This window comes from Enterococcus sp. DIV1316a, from assembly GCF_050536915.1.
GTDB classification, from domain to species: Bacteria; Bacillota; Bacilli; order Lactobacillales; family Enterococcaceae; genus Enterococcus; species Enterococcus faecalis.
In genome coordinates, this window is the sequence record NZ_CP172913.1 from 464,321 (window position 1) to 486,860 (window position 22,540).

At 38.1% G+C, this 22,540-nt stretch carries 20 protein-coding genes; 14 read left to right on the forward strand and 6 right to left on the reverse strand.

What is annotated here, in order from left to right; all coding sequences use genetic code 11:
- Position 1: 1 nt before the first annotated feature.
- The 4 genes from IGL56_RS02335 to bph all read left to right on the forward strand — a co-directional run bounded on the left by IGL56_RS02335 (position 2) and on the right by bph (position 3,604).
- On the forward strand, positions 2-1,420 hold the full coding sequence (locus IGL56_RS02335) for a PTS fructose transporter subunit IIC (protein WP_002363165.1): 1,419 nt from the start codon (positions 2-4) through the stop codon (positions 1,418-1,420).
- A 26-nt stretch (positions 1,421-1,446) separates the two neighbouring features.
- Positions 1,447-1,908 carry a fructose PTS transporter subunit IIA gene (locus IGL56_RS02340; protein WP_002358680.1) on the forward strand — a complete coding sequence of 154 codons (462 nt, stop codon included), beginning with the start codon at positions 1,447-1,449 and terminating at the stop codon, positions 1,906-1,908.
- A complete protein-coding gene (gene lacD, locus IGL56_RS02345; protein ID WP_002381244.1) occupies positions 1,905-2,882 on the forward strand; it encodes a tagatose-bisphosphate aldolase in 978 nt (325 codons plus the stop codon). Before IGL56_RS02340 ends, lacD begins: the two co-directional genes overlap by 4 nt.
- Positions 2,883-3,070: 188 nt before the next feature.
- Positions 3,071-3,604, forward strand: coding sequence for a biofilm phosphatase Bph (bph, locus tag IGL56_RS02350; protein WP_002355538.1), 534 nt, complete (start codon positions 3,071-3,073; stop codon positions 3,602-3,604).
- Positions 3,605-3,691: 87 nt separating this feature from the next.
- Here bph and IGL56_RS02355 read toward each other — a convergent pair whose 3' ends face one another.
- Positions 3,692-4,123, reverse strand: coding sequence for a GNAT family N-acetyltransferase (locus tag IGL56_RS02355; RefSeq protein ID WP_002361248.1), 432 nt, complete (start codon positions 4,121-4,123; stop codon positions 3,692-3,694).
- Between the two features lie 75 nt (positions 4,124-4,198).
- Between IGL56_RS02355 and IGL56_RS02360 the strand changes: the two genes are divergently transcribed.
- From IGL56_RS02360 to IGL56_RS02385, 6 genes are all read left to right on the forward strand, one after another.
- Complete coding sequence (locus tag IGL56_RS02360) at positions 4,199-5,413, forward strand: AI-2E family transporter (protein ID WP_002384914.1); 1,215 nt, start codon at positions 4,199-4,201, stop codon at positions 5,411-5,413.
- A gap of 174 nt (positions 5,414-5,587) precedes the next feature.
- Positions 5,588-6,967 carry a hemolysin family protein gene (locus IGL56_RS02365; protein ID WP_002363168.1) on the forward strand — a complete coding sequence of 460 codons (1,380 nt, stop codon included), beginning with the start codon at positions 5,588-5,590 and terminating at the stop codon, positions 6,965-6,967.
- 173 nt (positions 6,968-7,140) lie between these two features.
- Positions 7,141-8,715 (forward strand): peptide chain release factor 3, encoded by a 1,575-nt coding sequence (locus IGL56_RS02370; protein ID WP_002355543.1) that lies wholly within the window; start codon positions 7,141-7,143, stop codon positions 8,713-8,715.
- Positions 8,716-8,889: 174 nt separating this feature from the next.
- Entirely contained in the window at positions 8,890-9,333 is a 444-nt protein-coding gene (locus tag IGL56_RS02375; protein ID WP_002355544.1) for a DUF3290 domain-containing protein, read from the forward strand.
- 15 nt (positions 9,334-9,348) lie between these two features.
- Positions 9,349-9,996: a DUF421 domain-containing protein gene (locus tag IGL56_RS02380; RefSeq protein ID WP_002355545.1), complete on the forward strand. Its 648-nt coding sequence runs from the start codon at positions 9,349-9,351 to the stop codon at positions 9,994-9,996.
- Between the two features lie 66 nt (positions 9,997-10,062).
- Entirely contained in the window at positions 10,063-11,133 is a 1,071-nt protein-coding gene (locus tag IGL56_RS02385) for a hypothetical protein (protein ID WP_002363169.1), read from the forward strand.
- Between the two features lie 42 nt (positions 11,134-11,175).
- Here IGL56_RS02385 and IGL56_RS02390 read toward each other — a convergent pair whose 3' ends face one another.
- Together IGL56_RS02390 and IGL56_RS02395 are read right to left on the reverse strand one after the other, a co-directional pair.
- Positions 11,176-11,490 carry a DUF1827 family protein gene (locus tag IGL56_RS02390; protein WP_002355547.1) on the reverse strand — a complete coding sequence of 105 codons (315 nt, stop codon included), beginning with the start codon at positions 11,488-11,490 and terminating at the stop codon, positions 11,176-11,178.
- A gap of 194 nt (positions 11,491-11,684) precedes the next feature.
- The gene (locus IGL56_RS02395; RefSeq protein ID WP_002384925.1) at positions 11,685-13,925 is read right to left on the reverse strand and encodes an ATP-dependent Clp protease ATP-binding subunit; all 2,241 of its coding nucleotides are present in this window, start codon (positions 13,923-13,925) and stop codon (positions 11,685-11,687) included.
- Positions 13,926-14,226: 301 nt separating this feature from the next.
- Between IGL56_RS02395 and IGL56_RS02400 the strand changes: the two genes are divergently transcribed.
- The 3 genes from IGL56_RS02400 (at position 14,227) to ptsP (ending at position 16,582) form a co-directional block, all read left to right on the forward strand.
- A complete protein-coding gene (locus tag IGL56_RS02400) occupies positions 14,227-14,418 on the forward strand; it encodes a hypothetical protein (RefSeq protein WP_002366170.1) in 192 nt (63 codons plus the stop codon).
- 170 nt (positions 14,419-14,588) lie between these two features.
- Positions 14,589-14,855, forward strand: a complete 267-nt coding sequence (locus tag IGL56_RS02405; protein WP_002355551.1) for a phosphocarrier protein HPr — start codon at positions 14,589-14,591, stop codon at positions 14,853-14,855.
- On the forward strand, positions 14,855-16,582 hold the full coding sequence (ptsP, locus tag IGL56_RS02410) for a phosphoenolpyruvate--protein phosphotransferase (protein ID WP_002361251.1): 1,728 nt from the start codon (positions 14,855-14,857) through the stop codon (positions 16,580-16,582). Before IGL56_RS02405 ends, ptsP begins: the two co-directional genes overlap by 1 nt.
- 44 nt (positions 16,583-16,626) lie before the next feature.
- Here the strand turns inward: ptsP and IGL56_RS02415 are convergent, their stop codons facing one another.
- From IGL56_RS02415 to IGL56_RS02425, 3 genes are read right to left on the reverse strand one after another with little or no spacing between them, the layout of a single operon-like run.
- Positions 16,627-17,706: a DUF916 and DUF3324 domain-containing protein gene (locus tag IGL56_RS02415; RefSeq protein ID WP_002392666.1), complete on the reverse strand. Its 1,080-nt coding sequence runs from the start codon at positions 17,704-17,706 to the stop codon at positions 16,627-16,629.
- Positions 17,707-17,741: 35 nt separating this feature from the next.
- Positions 17,742-18,479, reverse strand: coding sequence for a WxL domain-containing protein (locus tag IGL56_RS02420; RefSeq protein ID WP_002381247.1), 738 nt, complete (start codon positions 18,477-18,479; stop codon positions 17,742-17,744).
- Positions 18,480-18,533: 54 nt separating this feature from the next.
- Positions 18,534-20,909: a hypothetical protein gene (locus IGL56_RS02425; protein WP_025189093.1), complete on the reverse strand. Its 2,376-nt coding sequence runs from the start codon at positions 20,907-20,909 to the stop codon at positions 18,534-18,536.
- 263 nt (positions 20,910-21,172) lie between these two features.
- Here IGL56_RS02425 and tig point away from each other — a divergent pair, with 263 nt between their 5' ends.
- Positions 21,173-22,456 carry a trigger factor gene (gene tig, locus IGL56_RS02430; RefSeq protein WP_002355556.1) on the forward strand — a complete coding sequence of 428 codons (1,284 nt, stop codon included), beginning with the start codon at positions 21,173-21,175 and terminating at the stop codon, positions 22,454-22,456.
- The last annotated feature ends 84 nt before the right edge of the window (positions 22,457-22,540 follow it).

Below are 22,540 nucleotides of genomic sequence, written 5' to 3' on the forward strand. Positions count from 1 at the left end.
GATGGCTACGTATCAATTAATAGCTGCTACAGGTTGTCCGACGGGAATAGCGCACACGTATATGGCACAGGAGGCATTGGAACAAGCTGCGAAACGTAAAGGTATTACGATTAAGGTTGAAACACATGGTCAGATTGGTATAGAAAACGAGTTAACACCTGCAGAAATCCAAGGAGCGGAGGCAGTCATTATTGCCGCCGACAAAGACGTTCAAGCAGAACGTTTTGCTGGGAAACGAATTATTGATGTCCCTGTCAGTGTGGGGATTAAAGAAGCAGATCGCTTAATTGAAGAAGCGCTCGCAGGAAAAGGATCGATTGCGGCCGAAAACCAAGCAGTGGATGAACTTGAACAGGAAACACAAATTTCTTCAGGAAATGTTGGACATAGTATTTATAAAAACTTAATGAATGGCGTCTCTCACATGTTGCCGTTTGTAGTAGCAGGCGGCGTTTTAATTGCTCTTTCTTTTGCTATTTGGGGTATTTATTCATTTGATCCAGAAAGTAGTCAGTATAATGCTACCGCTGCTATGTTAAAAAGTATTGGTGATGCCTCAATGGGCATGATGGTGCCAATCTTATCTGCGTATATCGCAGAGGGGATTGCCAAACGACCTGGTTTGGTTGTGGGCTTTGTCGGTGGTTTGATTGCTAACACTGGTGGTACTGGCTTTTTAGGAGGGATATTATCTGGTTTCCTTGCTGGGTATTTCATTCTTTTATTACAAAGAGTATTTAAAGGTTTGCCTAAATCATTAGATGGTTTAAAAGCAATTTTCCTTTATCCAGTCATTGGCGTTGCAGTTATTGGTATCACTATGTCTTTATTAGCAGATCCGATGAAAGCTGTTAACGAAGGAATGATGAGCTTTTTAGCTAGTTTCCAAAATTCCAGTCCGTTGGTTTTAGGAATAATTGTGGGTTGTATGTGTGCCTTTGATATGGGAGGTCCAGTTAATAAAGCGGCCTATGTTACTGGAACGGCACTCTTAGCTCAAGGAAATACTTCTTTTATGGCAGGAGTTTCTGCTGCCTGCATAGCGCCACCTTTAATTACAGGCTTTGCTACATTATTCTTTGGAAAATACTTTGACACAAATGAACGCAATGCGGGGCTAGTGAACTTTATTTTAGGCTCCACACATATTACAGAAGGCGCTATTCCGTTTGCGGCAAAAGACCCATTAAAGGTTTTACCAATTATGATGCTCGGATCTTCAATTGCGGCAGTCCTAACGTATATGTTTGGGGTACAAGTGCCAGCACCTCATGGAGGATTTCTTGTTTTACCGGTTGTTACTCACGCTGTTCAATGGGTTCTGGCAATTTTAGCTGGTTCATTGGTAGGTGGCTTATTGCTAGGTTTTGTACAAAGAAGTAGAATCGCCAAACAAGAGCAATCGTTATCAAAAAAATGAAATAACAGGAATTAGGAGTGGATGGAATGGCTTTTATTAAAGAAAATCATATTTTTTTAAATCAACAGTTACAAACGCAAGAGGATGTTTTTCACTTTTTAGCAAAAAAATCAACAGAATTGGAAGTTGCTCAGGACGCACAGGAAGTTTTCGATAAACTGAACGAGCGAGAACAAGAAGGAACAACGGGGATGATGAATGGATTTGCGATACCTCATGCAAAAGCAGCAACGATTCAACAAGCGGCCATTATCATCGTTACCTTGGACCAAGGTGTTGAGTGGCAGAGCCTTGACAACCAATTAACGGAGTTTGTGATTGCGCTGTTTATTCCAGATGCCGAAGCTGGCACGACACATTTGAAATTACTCTCTTCCGTTGCGCGCCTCCTATTAAGAGAAGAAGTTACTTCTGGACTGAAACAAGCAAGTTCGCCAGCTGAAATTGCTACGTTACTAAATAATCAATTAGGAGAGGGAACAGAATGAAAAAAATTAGTGAACAAAAACGTAAACATTTAGAAAATCTGGTAGATGATCAAGGGATTATTGGAGCACTAGCCATTGATCAACGTGGGGCCTTAAAACGCATGATGGGAAAATACAAAGAGGTGACTGCGCAAGAAATCAGTGACTTTAAAGTATTAGTATCTCGTTGCTTAACATCAGAGACTTCAGCAATTTTGTTGGATCCAGAATATGGCCTAGCTGCTGCTGAAAATCGAGCACAGACTTCAGGTTTGTTACTTGCGTATGAAAAAACGGGCTACGATGCTTCGACACCAGGACGGTTACCCGATAGTCTTGATGTTTGGTCGGTTAAGCGTTTAAAAGAAGCGGGCGCAGACGCGTGTAAATTTTTACTTTACTACGATGTTGACGAAAGTGAAGCAATCAATGAACAAAAGAAAGCTTATATAGAACGGATTGGTTCAGAGTGTTTAGCCGAAGAAATTCCATTCTTTTTAGAAATTGTCTCTTATGATGCAAACAATTCGGATAGTGCTTCAAAAGAATACGCTAAAGTAAAACCGCACAAAGTAATTGAAGCGATGAAGGAATTTTCAAAGGATCGCTATAATGTTGATGTTTTAAAAGTAGAAGTCCCTGTGAATATGAATTTTGTAGAAGGTTTTGGCACTGAAAGTCTTTATAGCCAAGATGAAGCGCAGGCCTTTTTCAACATGCAAAGTGAAGCAACACAACTTCCATTTATTTTCTTGAGTGCAGGGGTTAGTGCTGCGATGTTTCAGGAAACATTGAAATTTGCAAAAAAAGCAGGTTCCTCGTTTAATGGAGTCTTATGTGGTCGGGCAACTTGGGCAGACGGCGTGCTTCCATTTGTTCAACAAGGTGCTGAAGCAGCCGTTGCGTGGCTTGAAACAACTGGTAAAAAAAATGTTGACGAATTAAATCAGGTTTTAAGAGAGAGCGCAGTATCAGTCTTTGAAAAAATACAGTAATTAAGCTGAAAATATTTACTGAATTTGAACTAATTGGTCATCTGAATTAAATTTTTTCAGAAATCGTCTTCTTTAAGTGAACTCAATGTACGCAAACTCAAAAGATATGATATAATTATTTCGATATCGATGTATGAACACCCAAAAAGTAACATTGCTTTACTTTATTTGGGGAAAGTTGGGGTATTATGGGAATTCCTAAAGAAGGCGAGTTTGTAACCATTCAGAGTTATAAACATGACGGACATTTACATCGAACGTGGCGTGATACGATGGTACTAAAAACGAGCGAGTATTCTTTAATTGGTGTGAACGATCACACGTTAGTAACGGAATCCGACGGACGTCGGTGGGTGACTCGTGAACCAGCCATTGTTTATTTTCACAAGAAATATTGGTTCAATATAATAGCAATGATTAGAGAAAAGGGGGTTTCGTATTACTGCAATCTGGCTTCGCCATATGTTTTAGATGACGAAGCGTTGAAGTATATTGATTATGATTTAGATATCAAGGTTTTTCCAGATGGTGAAAAACGTTTACTAGACGTTGATGAATATGAATTTCATAGCAAACTAATGGATTATCCAGAAGATATTGATTTCATTTTAAAAGAAAATGTCAAGACTTTAGTGGATTGGATTAATAACGAAAAAGGCCCCTTCTCGCCCGAGTATGTAGATATCTGGTATCAACGTTATCAACAGCTATCAAAAAAATAGCCGATGTAAACAGCCCACAAAAGGAGCTTGGAGCATTAGCCAAAATGGCTAATGCTCCAAGCTCTAAATTTTCCGATTTAATTGGTGTTATAGTTCTTTATTCATTTCGTAGTGTTCAATGCCAGCATCCATAAAAGGTGCTCCTGTTTTTTGATAACCTAAACGTTCATAGAAGCCTACAGCGGTGACTTGTGCGCCTAGAGTAATCTTGTGGTAGCCTTGTTCTTTGGCAAAATTTTCCGCCGCTTCCATAATCATTCGTCCATAGTCGGCGCCACGGTAAGCTTTTTCAACGGCCATTCGTTGTAATTTCATAACGCCATTTTCTAGTGGAAGCAAGCGACAAGTTGCGACAGCTACATGATCCGTGTACAAAACAAAGTGAATACAACGTGCTTCATATTCATCGATTTCCATCTCTTCTGGTACCCCTTGTTCCGCTACGAATACGCGTTGACGAAGCCGGACAGCATCTAAATAAAGATCACTCATGGTATCTTTTGTTTGAGCTACATGCATAGAAAAACCCCCAAGTTCAGAATCTGTTTCTATTTTATTATACCACGAAAAAGTTCTAGCAATGAAGTATTCTCAATGACTGAGGGGGGAAGGTGTGATAAAATAAAACAGCAACAATTGAATAAAAATAAAGGAGGAGCCGCTGTGATTAATCGATTTAAAGAATCGAAATTATTTTTCTGGTCAGTTGAATTACTTGTCGTGGCCATGCTATTATTTATTGCTTCGAAAATTAATTTCTTATTTGCACCGATTGGGACATTCTTTTCAACGTTGTTTGCCCCAGTCTTAGTAGCAGGCTTTTTGTATTATTTACTAAATCCTGTGGTCAATCTACTAATGAAGACGAAAATGAAACGAATTTATGCCGTCTTACTGGTATTTTTATTACTAATCATCGCATTAGTTCTGATCTTATTAACAATTATCCCTAAGTTGGCAGATCAGCTAGCTAGTTTAGCATCAAGTATGCCGGATTTCTTTAAACAAGTGGAGACCTGGATTTATGAGATTGCGGAGTTACCTATTTTTAAACAAATTGATTTAACAAGCTATATTGAAAAAATGGATATTTCTTATGCAAATATTATCCAACAATTTTTAAGTAGTTTATCAAGTAGCTTAGGTTCAATCGTATCAACTGTGGCGTCAACCACCATTGTTTTGGTCACTGCGCCATTTATTTTATTTTATATGTTAAAAGATGGAGACAAGCTAGTACCAGCGATTCAACGTTTTTTACCTGAAAAAAGAAAAGATGATATCGTGGATCTTTTAGGACAATTGAACCAAACCTTATCCAGTTATATTAGTGGACAAGCGATTGAATGTTTATTTGTCGGTACATTTACGATTATTGGGTATTCATTGCTTGGCGTTCGTTATGCCTTTTTATTTGGTGTCATTGCCGGCTTTACGAATTTGATTCCCTATCTAGGACCTTATCTAGGATTAGCGCCTGCTGTCTTAGTGACCATCTTTAATGAACCCGTCAAAGCAGCCTTATGTTGTTTAGTGGTGCTAGTGGTTCAACAATTGGACGGAAATATTATTTATCCAAACGTTATCGGAAAATCTCTAAAAATCCATCCATTAACGATTATTTTAATTTTATTGGTAGCAGGAAATTTAGCAGGTTTGCTAGGTATTTTCCTCGGTGTCCCATTTTACGCAATCTGCCGGACCATTATCTACTATGTTATTGATATGGTCAAAGCGGGTCGTAGTGAAAAAGTTACCAATGCTGTTCTTTTAGGGAATGAAACAAATACGAAAGAAAATAACGGTTAATGATTGAATCCGCTAATCTTTCGTGCTATGATTTTATGGATTAGGATAGAAAATAACCTGTCATAATACTGATTGTGTCTGTTTCTAAGCCTAACCATAAAAAGAGGAAGAACGTTAAAAGAGTACGAAAGTACAGCCTCGGAATTATCAACAATTAAGGAGAGAGAGAACATTATGAATAATGCTGACCCTGAGAGTCAGTCGCTAATTGCGCAACTTCTATTATTAGTCGTGTTGACGTTTATCAATGCCTTTTTGGCAGCGGCGGAAATTGCAGTCGTATCTGTTAACAAGAATCGTGTGGAACAAAAAGCGGAAGACGGCGACGCAAAAGCTCAAAAATTGCTTAAGGTATTGCAAGACCCCAATAACTTTTTATCCACAATCCAAGTAGGGATTACTTTGGTTAATATCCTATCTGGTGCTTCATTAGCAGAGACTTTATCTAGTCGTTTGGCCCCTGTATTAGGTGGCGGCGCCGCAGCTAAGAGTCTTGCCAGTATCATTATCTTAGCATTGTTAACGTACGTTTCTATTGTATTTGGTGAATTATACCCTAAACGAATTGCTATGAATAAATCAGAAGAAGTCGCTCAATTGACTTCTGGTGCAGTCCGCTTTTTAGGAGTTATCGCGCGTCCCTTCGTTTGGTTGCTATCGGCTTCGACCGATTTATTATCCAAAATCACACCAATGACTTTCGATGATGCCGATTCGAAGATGACACGAGATGAAATGCGCTACATGCTTGAAACAGAAGGTGTTTTGGAAAACGAAGAACTAGAAATGCTACAAGGTGTCTTTTCATTAGATACAAAAGTGGCACGAGAAGTAATGGTTCCTCGGACAGACGCATTCATGGTTGACATCCAAGATGATGTCCAAGAAAACATCAATTTAATTTTAGGAGAAAATTATTCTCGGATTCCTGTTTATAGTGAAGACAAAGATAAAATTGTTGGTATTTTACATACCAAAACGTTACTAAAAGCTGCACGTAATTTAGGCTTTGAAAACATTGAATTAGGCGCGATTATCCAAGAACCATTATTTGTCCCAGAAACCATTTTTATTGATGATTTACTTTATGAGTTAAAACGAACACAAAACCAAATGGCGATTTTACTAGATGAATATGGCGGTGTTGTCGGTTTAGCAACACTAGAAGATTTACTAGAAGAAATCGTTGGTGAAATTGACGATGAAACAGATGAAGTAGAAAATTTATATACACAAGTGGCCGACAATGAATATTTGGTTCAAGGACGCATGTTAATTGACGAATTTAATGAAGTATTTGAAACAGATTTACACATGAGCGATGTTGATACAATGGCAGGTTACTTAATTACAGCATTAGGAACCATTCCTGATGAAGGGGAAAAACCTTCTTTTGAAGTGGGCAATATTAAGTTAACTGCTGAAGAAATGGAAGGCACACGTTTGCTAGTCTTACGCGTTCATTTCTACGATGAAGAAACTGTCGATGAAGAACCAGAAGAAAATCGTCGTTTTTTCCGTAAAGAAATGGAAGATGACGAACCAAGACGTTAAAAATAACCTGTGACATCAGTCGTTTTGACTAATGTCACAGGTTTTCCTTTTAAAAAACAGCCAACAGCAGCTCTTTATTCTCATGGCTTGACATGATATACTAGCAAAGGTTAATCAAAAATTATGCTGAAGAAAATAAATAAATAAACATCACAAGTGATAAGGAGATTTTTATGACGATCAATCAAAAAGAAGCAGTCGATAGTCGCCGTACGTTTGCGATTATTTCCCATCCGGATGCTGGGAAAACAACGATTACTGAACAATTATTATTATTTGGGGGCGCCATCCGCCAAGCTGGAACAGTCAAAGGGAAAAAAACAGGGAACTTTGCCAAATCTGACTGGATGGAAATTGAAAAACAACGGGGAATTTCGGTAACGAGTTCTGTGATGCAATTTGACTATCAAGACAAACGGATTAATATCTTGGACACCCCAGGGCATGAGGATTTCTCAGAGGATACGTATCGGACCTTAATGGCCGTGGATAGTGCTGTGATGGTTATTGATAGTGCCAAAGGGATTGAAGCACAAACGAAAAAACTTTTCCAAGTTGTTAAAAAACGTGGTATTCCAATTTTTACTTTTATTAACAAATTGGACCGTGACGGACGGGAACCATTGGAACTTTTAGAAGAATTGGAAGAACTATTGGATATTGAATCTTACCCAATGAACTGGCCAATTGGTATGGGAAAAGGCCTAGAAGGTCTATACGATATTTATAATGAACGTGTGGAATTATATCGTCCAGAAAATAATGGTGGGGAGCGTTTTATTCCTTTAAAAGATGGCGATATCCCAAGCGATTTACCATTGCACAATAACAGCGTTTATCAACAAGTGTTGGAAGATGTTGAGTTATTGGTAGAAGCAGGCGATGAATTTAGCGAGGAAAAAATCGCTCGTGGTGATCAAACGCCAGTCTTCTTCGGTTCTGCTTTGACAAACTTTGGGGTTCAAACATTTTTAGAAACCTTCTTACAATTTGCGCCTGCGCCACATGCGCATAAAACAGAAGAGGGTGGCGAAGTAAGTCCTTACGAAAAAGAATTTTCAGGCTTTGTCTTTAAAATTCAAGCGAATATGAACCCAGCCCATCGTGATCGAATTGCCTTTGTTCGAATTTGTTCAGGTGTTTTTGAAAGAGGCATGGACGTGACTTTAGGTAGAACAGGCAAAAAAGTCAAATTAAGTAACGTGACACAATTTATGGCGGATGCCCGCGAAAACGTCACAGAAGCTGTTGCAGGCGATATTATCGGTGTGTATGACACAGGAAATTACCAAATTGGCGATACTTTGTATGAAGGGAAAATGAATGTTCAATACGAAGAGTTGCCGTCATTTACCCCTGAATTATTCATGAAAGTGACTGCCAAAAACGTAATGAAACAAAAATCTTTCCATAAAGGAATTTACCAACTGGTTCAAGAAGGAGCCATTCAATTATACAAAACATATTTAACAGAAGAATATATCATTGGCGCAGTAGGTCAATTGCAGTTTGAAGTTTTCCAATACCGAATGTCCAATGAATACAATGCTGAAGTAGTAATGACGCCAATGGGTTCTAAAATTGCCCGCTGGATTAATCCAGAAGATTTAGATGAACGCATGAGCTCTAGCCGAAACATTTTGGCACGGGACCGCTTCGACCAACCATTGTTCTTATTTGAAAACCAATTTGCGGAACGCTGGTTTGCGGATAAATATCCAGATGTTGAACTGAAAAGTTTGATGTAAAATTAATTTGTAATCAATCAGTAGCTGAATCTTTAGAAGATGGAAGCTCGGCGCAGTCATTCTCAAGATGATTGCGCTGAGCTTTTCTTGTTATAAGGTATTAAAGCAGGCGTGATTGTTTTTTTTGAGATAGAATACTTACTATAACGAACCTATCAAGGAGTGGACAAGAACATGAATTTTTATGGCATCGAGTATTTAAAAAGCCAATCTAATTTAAATGATTACTTAAAGTATTTTTTTATTTTTGCTTTGTTAATCGGGCTAGTCATTGTGTTTAGTTTTTATGTGCGACATCAAATTCAAACGAAATATCGTGAATTAAGTATTATTATTTTTTTATCATTATTATTTGTTTTAGGGGTTCAATATTCCAATTATCAACTGAACCAAAATCAGCATTCACAATCTTCACAAATGGTACATTTTGTCGAACAAGTGGCACAGGAAAAAAAGGTTTCTCCAGAAAAAGTTTATGTCAATGGTACACAATTGGCTGACGGAACCATAGTTAAAATTGACGAAGTGTTTTATAAAATGAGTTTAAGTACGGATCAGCAGTCTTATACGTTACAAGAAACGTATTTATTAACACCAACGATTGAAATCATAAAGTAAAGTGAGGGAAAATTAATGCAGTTTTATAGTCCAATTATTATTAAATTTGCTTTAGGTATTATTTGTTTAATTGTCCAAATTAATTTGATGGGAAAAGGCAATTTGGCGCCCACATCGGCTATGGACCAAGTGCAAAACTATGTATTGGGGGGCATTATTGGTGGTGTTATTTATAATGATTCAATTACGGTGCTCCAATTTGTATTAGTGTTAATTTTGTGGACATTATTAGTCTTAATTTTAAAATTTGCAAAAGAACACAATCGCTATGTGAAGCAAATTGTGGATGGTAAACCCATTACTTTAATCAAGGATGGACAGGTTGTGGTGAAGGAATGTTTGAAAAATGGTATTTCTGCAAATGATCTAATGTTTAAATTACGAGCAAATGGTATTTATGAAGTCCAGCTTGTTAAACGGGCGGTTTTAGAACAAAATGGTCAATTAACAATCGTCGAATATGGCGATGAAAGTATTCGTTATCCGATTATTGTGGACGGTCAAGCCAACATGGATGTCCTAGAGTTAATCAAAAAAGATGAGCACTGGCTATTAACGCAAATCCAAGAACAAGGATTCCAAAGATTACAGGAAATCTATTTAGGTGAGTATTTATCTGGACAGTTAAGTTTATCGCCGTATGAAGAAAAAACGATTTCTTAGCTATACTTTTCATTCTACTTATATTAAAATTAAATGGTAATTCAATGAGTTTTAAAAGGAGGAAAAATGAAAACTAAAAAGATAGTTGTCGGGTTATTTTGTTCAATGATTATTTTAATGGGGTGCCAACCAGATCAACGAACTGAAAAAATGAAAGAAAGTACTGAAGCAGAAGCAGTCCAAGTAACGAGTGGTGCCTCGGCAGCCACTAATGCCACTTCTGTAAAGCAGGAGGAGCAGACAAACACGAATGATCAACCGAAGGAGAGTGCTGCCAAAGTGAGTTATGAGCGTAATGGACATACCTTTGAAGTTGATGCTGTTTCTGGCGCTACAGTAGAAGCTAATAATGGACAATCAGGAATTAGTCCAGAAGAAAAAGCTCAGAAGATGTATTGGTCAGGTCGTCCAGAAATCGGGGAAGTTCAAGGGGATTATTATCATCATGAAGTCGTGTTTGATGGCGGCTATACGGCTTTAATTGATGTCGTTGTTAAGGATCAACAAATTCAGTTAGTAGAATTTGATGAACGTGGACCTAAAAACTATTATTCTGAAGAATGGGCAGGAGTGACAAAACGTTTATCCGGCTATGCAAATTTTCAAGCGAACAACGCCCGAACTGATCAATCGTTAGTGACCGTTGTTAATACGATGACTTTTCTAGAAAATCAAATGGTTGCTGAAAATCGCCTAGATGGCGCATTCCAGACAGCCAAAGGTCAATCCAATAGCGCTAATAATGGCTATCTTCCTGCTGCTAGGGCTTTAGCCAAGGAAATCAAAGAACCTTCAAAAGAACATTATACAAGTCTAACAGAAGATTTTGGGGAGGGGCTTTCTGGACGTTTAACTGTTATTACGTTAAAAGATTCAGGGAAAATAACCGATCTTCGTTATGATGAATATTTTGCAGATACAGAAGAAGAGATTAAAGACGCAAAACTGAAGGCTTATTCTCGCCAATCAAAATATTTTTCTAAAGATTATGCTCAAAAATCGGGGGAAAATTTCAAAAAAGAAGTGGATGACTTAAGAAAAAAAGCAATCGAGGAAAATAAATTAGTCAGTCCGACAAATGAGGAAGCCTGGTCGGAAAATTATCAAAGGCTTGTAAAAAAAATAACGTCACAATAAATTAAAAAAACTGCCAAAGTGGGGAAACTTCGGCAGTTTTTTTTAGTTTTCCATGAGGGAAACTTTTAATGGAACAGACACTTCGGTCACATGGTTTAACTCAATGATAGAAATTTCATCTGGGTCATAAGCCTCTTTAGGTAATCGTTTTAACAGTTTTGCTAAAATTTCTTTTACTTCTGTCGGACGAATGCGACGATTTTTATTCATAATCAGAACTTCCACATGGTGAGCTGCTTCTGAATAGACAGCGGTCGTGTTTCCTGCTGAGTAGACTTTTACAAAGTAAGCATCCGTGTTTTCCAATTGTTTATTTACTAATTGTTTGTAGCTATTGGTCACATTCACTAATTTCATTTTATCACCTCATTATAGTTGTGTGCTGCAAAAGAGCGTTTCCAATTATGTACAGGAGTTCCAGATTGAATTTTTTCTATGAGGAACAAGTATACGAATATCTTTCTTCTATTATAGTTTTTTTTGATGAAAATAAAAAGTGAAAAGCATAAAAAAATCCGCACGCATTGTTATTAATGCGTGTGGATTTTTGATTATTCTGCTTGGTCAGATGTTGAAGTTTCTGTTTTAGTCACTTCTTGTGCGCCAGTTACGATAATTTTACCTTCGTTATCTAACGCTGCGACTAATTGATGATTTTCAGGATGATCTAGATAGTATTCAGCAATGCCGTCTTCAATTTGTTCTTGAATTGTTCGACGTAAAGGACGAGCGCCCATTGCAGGATCATAACCTAAATCAACGAGTTTCTCTTTGACTTCTGTTGGAACCTCAATGTGTAATTTTTGTTTAGCTAATAAGCTATTTACTTCTTCTAACATCAAGCTGACAATGTTCATCAGGTTTTCTTTGCTTAATGCTTTGAATTCGATAATACCATCGAAACGGTTAAGGAATTCGGGGGTGAAGAAGTTGTTCAATTGACCTAAAACGGATTTAGTCACACCTTCACGGGCAGCACCGAAGCCAACGTTGGCTTCCACAGCTCCTGTTCCAGCATTACTTGTCATGATAATGATGGTGTCTTTAAAGCTGACCGTACGACCTTGTGCATCTGTTAAACGACCATCGTCGAGAATTTGTAAAAACATGTGTAAAACATCAGGATGCGCTTTTTCAATTTCATCCAATAAAATCAAACTATAAGGATTACGACGGACTTTTTCTGTGAGTTGTCCAGCTTCGTCATACCCAACATAGCCTGGAGGAGAACCAATCAGTTTAGAAACACTGTGTTTTTCCATATACTCACTCATATCAAAACGAACCATCGAATCTTCTGAACCGAATAGCTCAAAAGCTAATTGTTTTGCTAATTCTGTTTTACCAACGCCTGTTGGCCCAACAAATAAGAAGGAACCAATTGGGCGGTTTTGTTTGCCTAGGCCTACACGATTGCGACGAATCGCTTTAGCTACTTTATCGACGGCATCATCTTGTCCGACAACATGAGCTTTTAAGTCAACAGCTAAATTTTTCAATTGGGTTTGTTCTTTTTCTTTTAAGTCACCGACAGGAATGCCAGTTTTTTGTTCCACAATGGCTTCAATATCTTTTTCAGTGATGACGGGTGTTTCTTCATCGCTGATTTGTTTTTCTTTCATTGCTTGTAATTTATTGATTTGATCACGATAATAAGCCGCTTTTTCAAAATCTTCTTCTGCGGAAGCTTGTTGTTTTTGTTGTTCCGCTTCTGCTAATTTTTTATCAATTGTTTTTGGATCGACGAGTTGGATAGTTAGATTCATTTTTGAACCAGATTCATCTAACAAGTCAATCGCTTTATCTGGTAAAAAGCGATCTTGAATGTAACGATTGGATAAGTTTGCTGCTGCGTTAATCGCTTCATCTGTATATTTAACATGATGATAATCTTCATAACGTTTTTGCAAACCATGTAAAATCGTTATGGTTTCGGCAACGGTTGGCTCATCTACTTGGACTGGTTGCATCCGACGTTCTAAGGCAGCATCTTTTTCAATAATACGGTACTCATTTAAAGTTGTGGCACCGACTAATTGTAATTCACCACGTGCTAAGGCTGGTTTTAAAATATTGCCAGCATCCATATTGCCATCACCAGCAGCACCAGCACCCACAATTTCATGGACTTCATCAATAAATAAAATGACATTTTCAGCTTCAGTGATTTCTTCAATCAATTTTTGCATCCGTTCTTCAAATTGTCCGCGAATACCAGTTCCTTGAACAAGTGAAACCACATCTAAACGAATGACTTCTTTGTCCAATAATTTTTGGGGCACATCGCCATCGACAATTTTTTGGGCTAAACCTTCGACAACGGCTGTTTTACCAACACCTGGTTCACCGATTAAAACGGGGTTGTTTTTTGTACGGCGATTTAAGATTTCAATGACACGTTTAATTTCTTGGTCACGTCCTACCACAGGATCGATATCTCCTTGGCGTGCCGCTTCGGTGATGTTAATCCCATACTCGCCTAGTAAACCTTGACCAGCGCCAGCGCCTCCGCGAGGGGGTTGACCTCCATTACCACCATCACCAAATTGAGTGGGTGGTGTTTGTTGTTCATAAGGATTACCTTGTTGCATTTGGCGAGAAAGAGAACGATATAAATCGTCTAAACTCCCAAAGCCAAAAGGGTCTTGTCCCATATTTTGAGGGGAATTATTTGCTTGATTTTTTAATTTTTGATAGCAGCTTTGGCAATAGTCCAGTTGTTTTCTTTGACCATTCACATTTGCATATAAATGAATTGTTGCTTCATTTTGTTGACAATTTTGACAAATCATTGAATGAAACACATCCTTTCAAAATAACTGAGGCCAGAAAAATAGCTGTTTGCTCTATTATTTCTAGTAAACAGACCATTTTTCCTCAAACCAGCCAAGTACTAGATAGCAAGAATAAATTCTGTCTATAAAACCACTTGACCATTTTTGACCTTTGAGGTTATTATAGCATTTTTTGTAAGAGAATCAAGTAAAAGACCTTGTTTAAAAAAAGGCAAAGATTCGATTTTTTTACAGACAATTGCGCCATTTTCAAGTAAACTATAAGAGTTGATATTTAAGAGAAAGAGTGGTGAAATCAATGGCTGAAAATCCTTTTGTAGAAAAAATTGCTTCATTAAAAGCTGGAGAAATCTCTGAATTAATCGTGGAGCAAAATGAATTTTTCCAATTTCGTGATGCTTGGATTTCTTTGCCTGACCGCGCGGAAATTGTTGGAGAAGCGGGGTTAAATGGACGAATCATTTATCGTTACCAAAAAGAGGAAGAATAGTCAGTGCAAAACATCACGAAATTTAAGCAAAAAGTGTTGTGTAAGATAGAAAAAAATGGTAATCTTAGAAACTGAAAGGGTCTTTTTTCGAGTAGACGTTTGATTTTAGCGTATCAAGAAAGGAAAACCCTAACATAAAAATTTTTTATTTACGAAGGAGACCGATTTATATGGAAAAGAAAGAATTTCACATTGTAGCAGAAACAGGAATTCACGCACGTCCAGCTACTTTATTAGTACAAACTGCAAGCAAATTTAACTCAGATATTAACTTAGAATACAAAGGTAAATCTGTTAACTTAAAATCAATCATGGGCGTTATGTCTTTAGGCGTTGGTCAAGGTTCTGACGTAACAATCACTGTTGATGGTGCTGACGAAGCTGAAGGAATGGCAGCAATCGTTGAAACATTACAAAAAGAAGGATTGGCTGAATAATGTCTGAGATGCTAAAAGGGATTGCCGCAAGTGATGGCGTTGCTGTTGCTAAAGCTTACCTGCTAGTTCAACCTGACTTGTCTTTCAACAAAACTTCCGTAGAAGATACTGATGCAGAAGCAACTCGCTTAGACGATGCTTTAGCAAAATCTACTGAAGAGTTGCAAGCAATTCGCGACAAAGCAGCTCAAAGCCTTGGTGAAGCAGAAGCGCAAGTTTTCGATGCTCATTTAATGGTTTTATCTGACCCAGAAATGGTTGGTCAAATCAAACAAAATATCCAAGACAACAAAGTCAATGCAGAAGCTGCCTTGAAAGAAGTTACGGATATGTATATTGGTATGTTTGAAGCAATGGACGATAATGCTTACATGCAAGAGCGTGCAGCAGATATTCGTGACGTTGCCAAACGTATCTTAGCACATTTATTAGGTGTGACTCTTCCAAATCCTTCAATGATTAACGAAGAAGTAATCGTGGTTGCCCATGACTTAACACCTAGTGATACTGCACAATTAGACCGTACGTATGTTAAAGCCTTTGTTACAGACATCGGCGGACGTACTTCTCACTCAGCAATCATGGCTCGTTCGTTAGAAATCCCTGCAATCGTTGGTACAAAAGAAATTACTGACAAAGTAAAAGCAGGCGATATTTTAGCAGTGAACGGAATCATTGGGGATGTTATTATTGACCCAACAGATGCTGAAAAATCTGAATTTGAAGCAGAAGCAAAAGCTTATGCAGATCAAAAAGCAGAATGGGATAAACTAAAAAATGCAGAAACAGTGACAGCTGACGGCAAACATGTTGAGTTAGCTGCAAACATTGGTACACCAAAAGATTTAGAAGGCGTACACAAAAACGGCGGCGAAGCTGTTGGTTTATATCGTACAGAATTCTTATACATGGATTCATCTGACTTTCCAACTGAAGAGGACCAATACCAAGCGTATAAAGCAGTTCTTGAAGGAATGGAAGGAAAACCAGTTGTGGTTCGTACAATGGATATTGGTGGGGACAAAGAGCTTCCTTACCTAACATTACCACACGAAATGAACCCATTCTTAGGTTACCGTGCATTACGTATTAGCTTATCAGAACTAGGTGACGGCATGTTCCGTACACAAATGCGTGCATTATTACGTGCGTCTGTTCATGGTAACTTACGTATCATGTTCCCAATGGTTGCTACTTTGAAAGAATTTAGAGCAGCGAAAGCAATCTTTGAAGACGAAAAACAAAAATTAGTCAACGAAGGTGTTGAAGTTTCAAACGATATCCAAGTAGGTATTATGATTGAAATTCCAGCAGCTGCCGTATTAGCTGATAAATTTGCCAAAGAAGTTGACTTCTTTAGTGTTGGAACTAACGACTTAATCCAATACACAATGGCGGCAGACCGTATGAACGAACGCGTTTCTTACTTATACCAACCATACAACCCATCAATCTTACGTTTAATTAAAAATGTAATTGATGCAGCACACGCTGAAGGTAAATGGGCTGGTATGTGTGGTGAAATGGCGGGCGATCAAACAGCTGTTCCATTACTATTGGGTATGGGCTTAGATGAGTTCTCAATGAGTGCTACATCTATCCTTAAAACACGTAGCTTGATGAAACGTCTAGACACAACTAAAATGGCTGAACTTGCTGACCGCGCATTAAAAGAATGCGACACGATGGAAGAAGTCGTTGCATTAGTTGAAGAATATACAAAATAATTAAGTGATTATGAAAGCACATCGACAATTGTCGATGTGCTTTTTTATTGTTGCGCTTCACGTATTTTTTTCTTGAAATAATAAATCGTGCTTCCCAAAATGAATAGAAAAACCAGCGTGATGCTACTCACCAGTTTCCAAGGGAAATTGGTGTGTTTTTCAGGTGGGAGGTTGACGGCGGTAGCATTGTATTTTTTAGCTTCTTTTTCTTGGATGACTAAGTGTTTTTCCCACGAATAGTCTTGATAGCCATCGTTTACTTTGATTTTTACAGTATAATTTCCAGGAACAAAAGGTTGTTCCTTTAAGTCAATCCGATAATTAAAATTTGTATTAGGGGCCATTGTTAACGACTCTTGGTGATTTTCGTAGCGAGGTTTAGCTTCTTTTTCATAATATAAAGAGGCATCGACTTGTAATTTTTTAATCATAGCCGCTTGTTTGTTTTGGAGATTCATTAATACGCGGTTACGACCGTTAGCTTGATCGGTTTTTACTTCATTTAAAGATAATTCTGGCTGAACAGGTTCATCTGTTTCACTAAGTAAGACGCCGACTACATAAGAAAAACGATTATTGATGGCCACGCCGTTTTCTGAGTGAGCAGGTTGTTCATCTGACTTTTGTTCAAAATAGAGTCCTCCTAAAACGTACCCATTAAATGGTTTTTCCGGTAAAGTAAGCTGACATTCAACAGTCTTGGTTGAGTGTTTAGGTAGGTGGATTTCTTTTGGTAATTGCGCAATCTCATTAAAAGTAAAAGGTGCAGATGGGTCTTTTTTTGTTTCAGCATGAGAATAATCTGCCAAGCCATTATCATTAGTAATCGCTGCATTGGCTGAAGCTAGCACGGTAATGTCGTTGGCTGTTTGATTCGTTAGTTCGATTTGTAGCTTTTGTGTTTGGTTTGGAGCGACACGTAAATCAAAATAACTTGTTTCTTTGGTTCGTTGATTGTCGGGTAAAATGGCTTTTACAGAAAAAGTCATTTCGCTTGCTTCTACAGAATAAGAGCCAATAAAAAATAAAAAAATGATGACGCTAATAGCATGGAGCCATTTAAAAAGCTGCTGATTCATAGTGTGCACTCCTTTTTGACAATTTTTTATAAGAAGGTATTGCATGAAACAACTTCATGCAATACCTTGTTTGTTTTCTTTTAAAGTGGTGTATCATCCAAAATCCAAGTAAGCGTTGTTTTATATTGTTTAGCTGAAACTTTTTTCGTTGTCGCAGGAACAGTTAATTGAATGCCTTGAGCAGCGGTCGCTCCGCTACCAAAAGCTAATGTCCAAGTGCCCATTCCTGTTGAAAGAGCGGCAGTCGCCACAGGAGAAGTAGCGGCACCAGTTGGATCCAAGGTTACTGGGACCGTTAATGGCGCCAAAGAAAGTAACTGTGTTGAATTGGGTGTTGCTGCTAAAAAGGTCAAGGACGCATTATCCAAAACAGCGGGTGTTGAATCACTTGTAGCAAATTGCGCACTCTGTTTAACTGATAATTTCCAGCCAAGATTTAGACCACGTTTGTCAGTTACTTGAACATAGTTTGGCACGCTAATTAAATCGCCAGTACTATTTTGCACTTGGTCTAGTTGTGCCGAATAGATTGCTGTACCGGCTTGAATTTGTTTTGATCCAAAATGGATATTTGAAACATAGTCAATACTAAGGGGTCCGGCTGTACCAGGTTGATGAGGATCAGCAGGATTAGGTGTCACAGGCTGAGAAGGGTTCGTCGGGTTGACAGGTGGCGTGACAGTATTATCAAGAGCAAACGTAATATCAGCGTTGGATTGAATAGAAGCGACTTGAGCTGCTTCAACTTTTGGACTATTTAAAAGCATAAGAGGCGTAGCAACGAACAAAATGCTTGAAATGCGCACGATCTTTTTCATTTTTTATTCCTTCTTTCTTGTTTATTTTTAACTTTTAAAAAAGCTAAAGCCTAATTAGAGGGGTGTATCAGAAAGAATCCATTGTAATTCGGCAGTGTAAGATTCTTTGACCGTTAAATTAAGGTCAGGAGCAACGCTTAAAAAAAGTCCATTTTGTTGGTTCCAAGGAATTTCTACATTGTTATCGTCCGTTGCGGTGTATTGATAAACTTCGGTTGCTAAAGAGGAGATAGGAAAATCACTACCATTTTTTCGATAAATGAAAGCTTGCTGGATCGTTTTATTTGTAGAAGTTGAATGCATGGGCTGACTCTCTCTTACCAACAAACGCCATGGTGTTTTTGCAACACGACCATCGGCAATGAGGAAAGGAGCGCTAATGGTCGATGGTGAGTAGAGGGTTCGTTTGCTGGGAAAAGGTAAATTTTTAAAGGAAACTGTAGTTGGTATCTGCACAAAACGGAGGGTACCGTTTTTGATAGGTAAAGACTGTTCCTTAGTGATTGGCGTAATTGGCGTTCCGCCACCATCATTGCCAGTAACCGTGCTAGAAAATAAAAGAAATTGGTTTATCCATTCTTCTGTAACCGTTGCTGTATATTGTAAGGTGAATTGTGTATTGGCTTCCGTAAAATTATCTGCTGGCAGCGAATTATGATAACTCCAATACGGCAAACCAGTGGAACTATCAGTTAAAAGTTGAAGCCCAGCTATTGGCGTACTTAAACCTGCTGCTGATTGTTTTGTTAATGTAGCAGCTGAAAGTTGGGACAGTCCTTTAGGCACCGTTGCTCGTAATTGCTGATTCATCCACGTTGCTGGTTGATTGGTTAAACGTGTGGTTAACGTAAAACGAATGATTTGACCACTTACGACAGAGTTTGCAGCTTCCCAGAGCCCTTGTGCATTTTTCCGCTCAATGATTTGCGTGACCGTTAGTTGAGGCACAGAATAAGCAACTGTTTGAGAAACAGTAGAACTGGTTAGCAAAGGCAGGCCAGTGCGATTGCTGAGCCCTTGGACCCACAAGCTGACCGTTTCTCCTCCTTGGAAAGTGGGTAAATTAGCAAATTGAAAATGGCCATTGGAATCTAAGGACGTTGTGTAAATAGAACCACCATTTATTTGTACTTTAACTTGATAGGTTCCGTTAGATGCTTGAGAAGCTTTACCTGAAAGTTGAGTTGAGCCGGCATTAGCGACTACGTTTGTGACTGGTTGGATTGACCAATTGACACTTTGATCAGCTGAGGGGTTGCTTTGAATATAGTCGGTTGACGTTTTTGAACGAGCAAAGACAATTGTAGAGAGCGTGTCGCCATATTCTAATGGTGAAGCTAAAGAGGTCGAGAAATTTCCGGCTGCATCGACAGAAATCCCTTTCACCACAATGGGGGTAGTGGTGCCATCATGGCGGTTCAAGGTTAATTGAACAGAGTAGTTATAGTTTGGGTCTTGTACTTGTTGAATGGTCCCTGTTACAGTAGTGTCCAGATGATTTGGTTGAGTTAGTTTGGCTGGTGTGACTTGAGGAACGGGATAATTACCTAAACTAAGTTGAGCTTTGCTAATTACGCCTGTTTTTGTATTGTTTCCAATAATAATATTAATTGCACCTAATCCAGTGCCGACATCTGTAAAGGTTCCTCGAATCGGATAGTCTTTGCCGTTAAGAGCAGGAGGGATTGAAATTCCTCGTTTATAAAGTGCGCCCACATCAAACGAAATGGCGGCAGACCATTTGGTTCCGGGAAGTAACACCAAGGTGCTACTTGGAAAAGTCAGATAAACAGAATGATAAGTGCTACTATAAGAGAGACTGACGCCGTTAGTTGAACTGTGAATATCTTGAGTGGCTGTTCCTGGATAACTGACAGTCCCTGTTAAAAGAGTCAGAAAATCTTGTTGCTTTAGAGTGTCGTTATCTAACTGGCTTGAAATTTCTGTAGGAAGTTGAATAGCAATAATCGGTCGATCATTAATTGCTAAGCCGATAAGTGTCACACTGTATTCATACGAAAGTGTGATAATATCTTGGTTATACGTTCCCGTGCTTAAGGTACTTTTTAAGGTGCTATTACCAACAGAAACACTAGCTGGCGTAGGTGCCATAGGTTCATCGTTTTCAGAGGAAGCATGGGTTTGCTCGGTTTCTTGTTCCACGATATCGGTTGCTTGAGTTGTTTGTTGTTCTGTTGAAACTGAGGTAAATGTTTCACTAAAAGTAGAGGCGTGAGTTGTAGGGTTCAGTGTTTCAGAATGAGCTATCAAAGGTTGAGTCAGCGATAAAAAAAGCCATGATATGATGCAAGAAAAGATTCCCCAGACGAACTTATTCAAAACCATCCTCTCCTTTTTTGATATTATATGTATAATGACGAAAATATATAATGCGTAAATATTTAGTACATACATTCTATAATGGGCCATTCATAAAGTAAAGCGATTACATCCGATGGTGAACAAGATATTTTGTTCACAATCTTTTAGTGTTTTAAGAAGGAAATTTCTCGAAATTCTATGCTTTTTTAATCCGAAAAAATTAAAAAACTGATAGTTTGCTAAAAATCGAGTCTTTCTTTCACTTCTTAGCACTTAAAATATTTACATTTTCCTAGGGATAGTGTACTATTTAAAGGTATGCATAAATAAAGTTTGATGTATAAAATTAAATGTTATTCGGAGGGAAACAAATGTCTGCGAAATGGGAAAAAAAAGGCACTAATGATGGTGTATTAACTTTTTCAATCGAACAAGCAGTAATCGAAAAAGGATTAACGCAAGCGTTCAATAAAGTGAAAAAAAACTTAAACGTACCTGGTTTCCGTAAAGGAAAAGTATCACGTACTGTTTTTAACCGTATGTATGGAGAAGAAGCGTTATACGAAGATGCGTTAAACGCTGTTTTACCAGAAGCATATGAAGCGGCTGTATTAGAAGCAGGAATTGAACCAGTAGCACAACCAAAAATTGATGTTGAAAGCATGAATAAAGGGGAAGACTGGGTTATCACTGCTGAAGTAACTGTAAAACCTGAAGTAAAATTAGGCGAATACAAAAACTTAACAGTGTCTAAACAAGACCGTGAAGTAACAGATGAAGACGTGGAAGCACGTTTGAAACGCGAACAAGAATCTCAAGCTGAATTAGTAATCAAAGAAGATGCCGCTGCTGAAAATGGCGACACTGTAGTTATCGACTTTGAAGGCTTCTTAGGCGACGAAGCATTTGAAGGCGGCAAAGGCGAAAATTACTCATTAGAATTAGGTTCTAATTCATTTATTCCAGGCTTTGAAGACCAATTAGTTGGCAAAAAAGCTGGCGAAGAAGTAGAAGTAAACGTTACTTTCCCTGAAGATTACCAAGCAGAAGATTTAGCTGGTAAAGAAGCAGTTTTCAAAGTAACTGTTCATGAAGTAAAAGCAAAAGAATTACCAGAATTGGATGATGAATTTGCAAAAGACGTTGACGATTCAGTAGAATCATTAGACGAATTAAAAGAAAAATTCCGTAAAGAATTGACAGAAGCAAAAGAAGCAGCAGCTGAAGAAGCAAAAGACGAAGAAGCAATTCGTTTAGCTGTTGAAAATGCTGAAATCGTTGAATTACCACACGTAATGGTTCACGACGAAGTTCACCGTTCAATGGATGAATTCTTAAACAACATGCAACGCCAAGGAATTTCTCCTGAAATGTACTACCAATTAACTGGTTCTACAGAAGAAGATTTACACAAACAATTTGAAGGCGAAGCAGAAACACGCACAAAAACAAACTTAGTGATTGAAGCAGTTGCCAAAGCTGAAAACATCGAAGTAACACAAGAAGACATCGATGCTGAAGTGAAAGATTTAGCAGAACAATACAACATGCCTGAAGCGCAAGTACGTAAAGTATTAAACAACGACATGTTAGAACACGATATTCGTATGAAACGTGCTGTTGAAACAATTACTGAAACAGCTGTTGAAAAATAAACATTTTTAATAAGCTCTTCATTCGATAGAGTTTTCTAAAACTGTAGATGGAAGGTGTCTTTCATCTACAGTTTTTTTCATATA

What these genes read in the sequence shown, in the direction of transcription:
- IGL56_RS02365 (WP_002363168.1), top strand. Translation starts at nt 5,588, where the DNA reads ATGAATAATGCTGACCCTGAGAGTCAGTCGCTAATTGCGCAACTTCTA.
- bph (WP_002355538.1), top strand. Translation starts at nt 3,071, where the DNA reads ATGGGAATTCCTAAAGAAGGCGAGTTTGTAACCATTCAGAGTTATAAA.
- IGL56_RS02420 (WP_002381247.1), bottom strand. Translation starts at nt 18,479, where the DNA reads ATGAAAAAGATCGTGCGCATTTCAAGCATTTTGTTCGTTGCTACGCCT.
- tig (WP_002355556.1), top strand. Translation starts at nt 21,173, where the DNA reads ATGTCTGCGAAATGGGAAAAAAAAGGCACTAATGATGGTGTATTAACT.
- IGL56_RS02355 (WP_002361248.1), bottom strand. Translation starts at nt 4,123, where the DNA reads ATGCATGTAGCTCAAACAAAAGATACCATGAGTGATCTTTATTTAGAT.
- IGL56_RS02400 (WP_002366170.1), top strand. Translation starts at nt 14,227, where the DNA reads ATGGCTGAAAATCCTTTTGTAGAAAAAATTGCTTCATTAAAAGCTGGA.
- IGL56_RS02385 (WP_002363169.1), top strand. Translation starts at nt 10,063, where the DNA reads ATGAAAACTAAAAAGATAGTTGTCGGGTTATTTTGTTCAATGATTATT.
- IGL56_RS02415 (WP_002392666.1), bottom strand. Translation starts at nt 17,706, where the DNA reads ATGCAATACCTTCTTATAAAAAATTGTCAAAAAGGAGTGCACACTATG.
- IGL56_RS02390 (WP_002355547.1), bottom strand. Translation starts at nt 11,490, where the DNA reads ATGAAATTAGTGAATGTGACCAATAGCTACAAACAATTAGTAAATAAA.
- IGL56_RS02375 (WP_002355544.1), top strand. Translation starts at nt 8,890, where the DNA reads ATGAATTTTTATGGCATCGAGTATTTAAAAAGCCAATCTAATTTAAAT.
- IGL56_RS02360 (WP_002384914.1), top strand. Translation starts at nt 4,199, where the DNA reads ATGACTGAGGGGGGAAGGTGTGATAAAATAAAACAGCAACAATTGAAT.
- IGL56_RS02380 (WP_002355545.1), top strand. Translation starts at nt 9,349, where the DNA reads ATGCAGTTTTATAGTCCAATTATTATTAAATTTGCTTTAGGTATTATT.
- IGL56_RS02405 (WP_002355551.1), top strand. Translation starts at nt 14,589, where the DNA reads ATGGAAAAGAAAGAATTTCACATTGTAGCAGAAACAGGAATTCACGCA.
- IGL56_RS02370 (WP_002355543.1), top strand. Translation starts at nt 7,141, where the DNA reads ATGACGATCAATCAAAAAGAAGCAGTCGATAGTCGCCGTACGTTTGCG.
- lacD (WP_002381244.1), top strand. Translation starts at nt 1,905, where the DNA reads ATGAAAAAAATTAGTGAACAAAAACGTAAACATTTAGAAAATCTGGTA.
- IGL56_RS02395 (WP_002384925.1), bottom strand. Translation starts at nt 13,925, where the DNA reads ATGATTTGTCAAAATTGTCAACAAAATGAAGCAACAATTCATTTATAT.
- IGL56_RS02335 (WP_002363165.1), top strand. Translation starts at nt 2, where the DNA reads ATGGCTACGTATCAATTAATAGCTGCTACAGGTTGTCCGACGGGAATA.
- ptsP (WP_002361251.1), top strand. Translation starts at nt 14,855, where the DNA reads ATGTCTGAGATGCTAAAAGGGATTGCCGCAAGTGATGGCGTTGCTGTT.
- IGL56_RS02340 (WP_002358680.1), top strand. Translation starts at nt 1,447, where the DNA reads ATGGCTTTTATTAAAGAAAATCATATTTTTTTAAATCAACAGTTACAA.
- IGL56_RS02425 (WP_025189093.1), bottom strand. Translation starts at nt 20,909, where the DNA reads ATGGCCCATTATAGAATGTATGTACTAAATATTTACGCATTATATATT.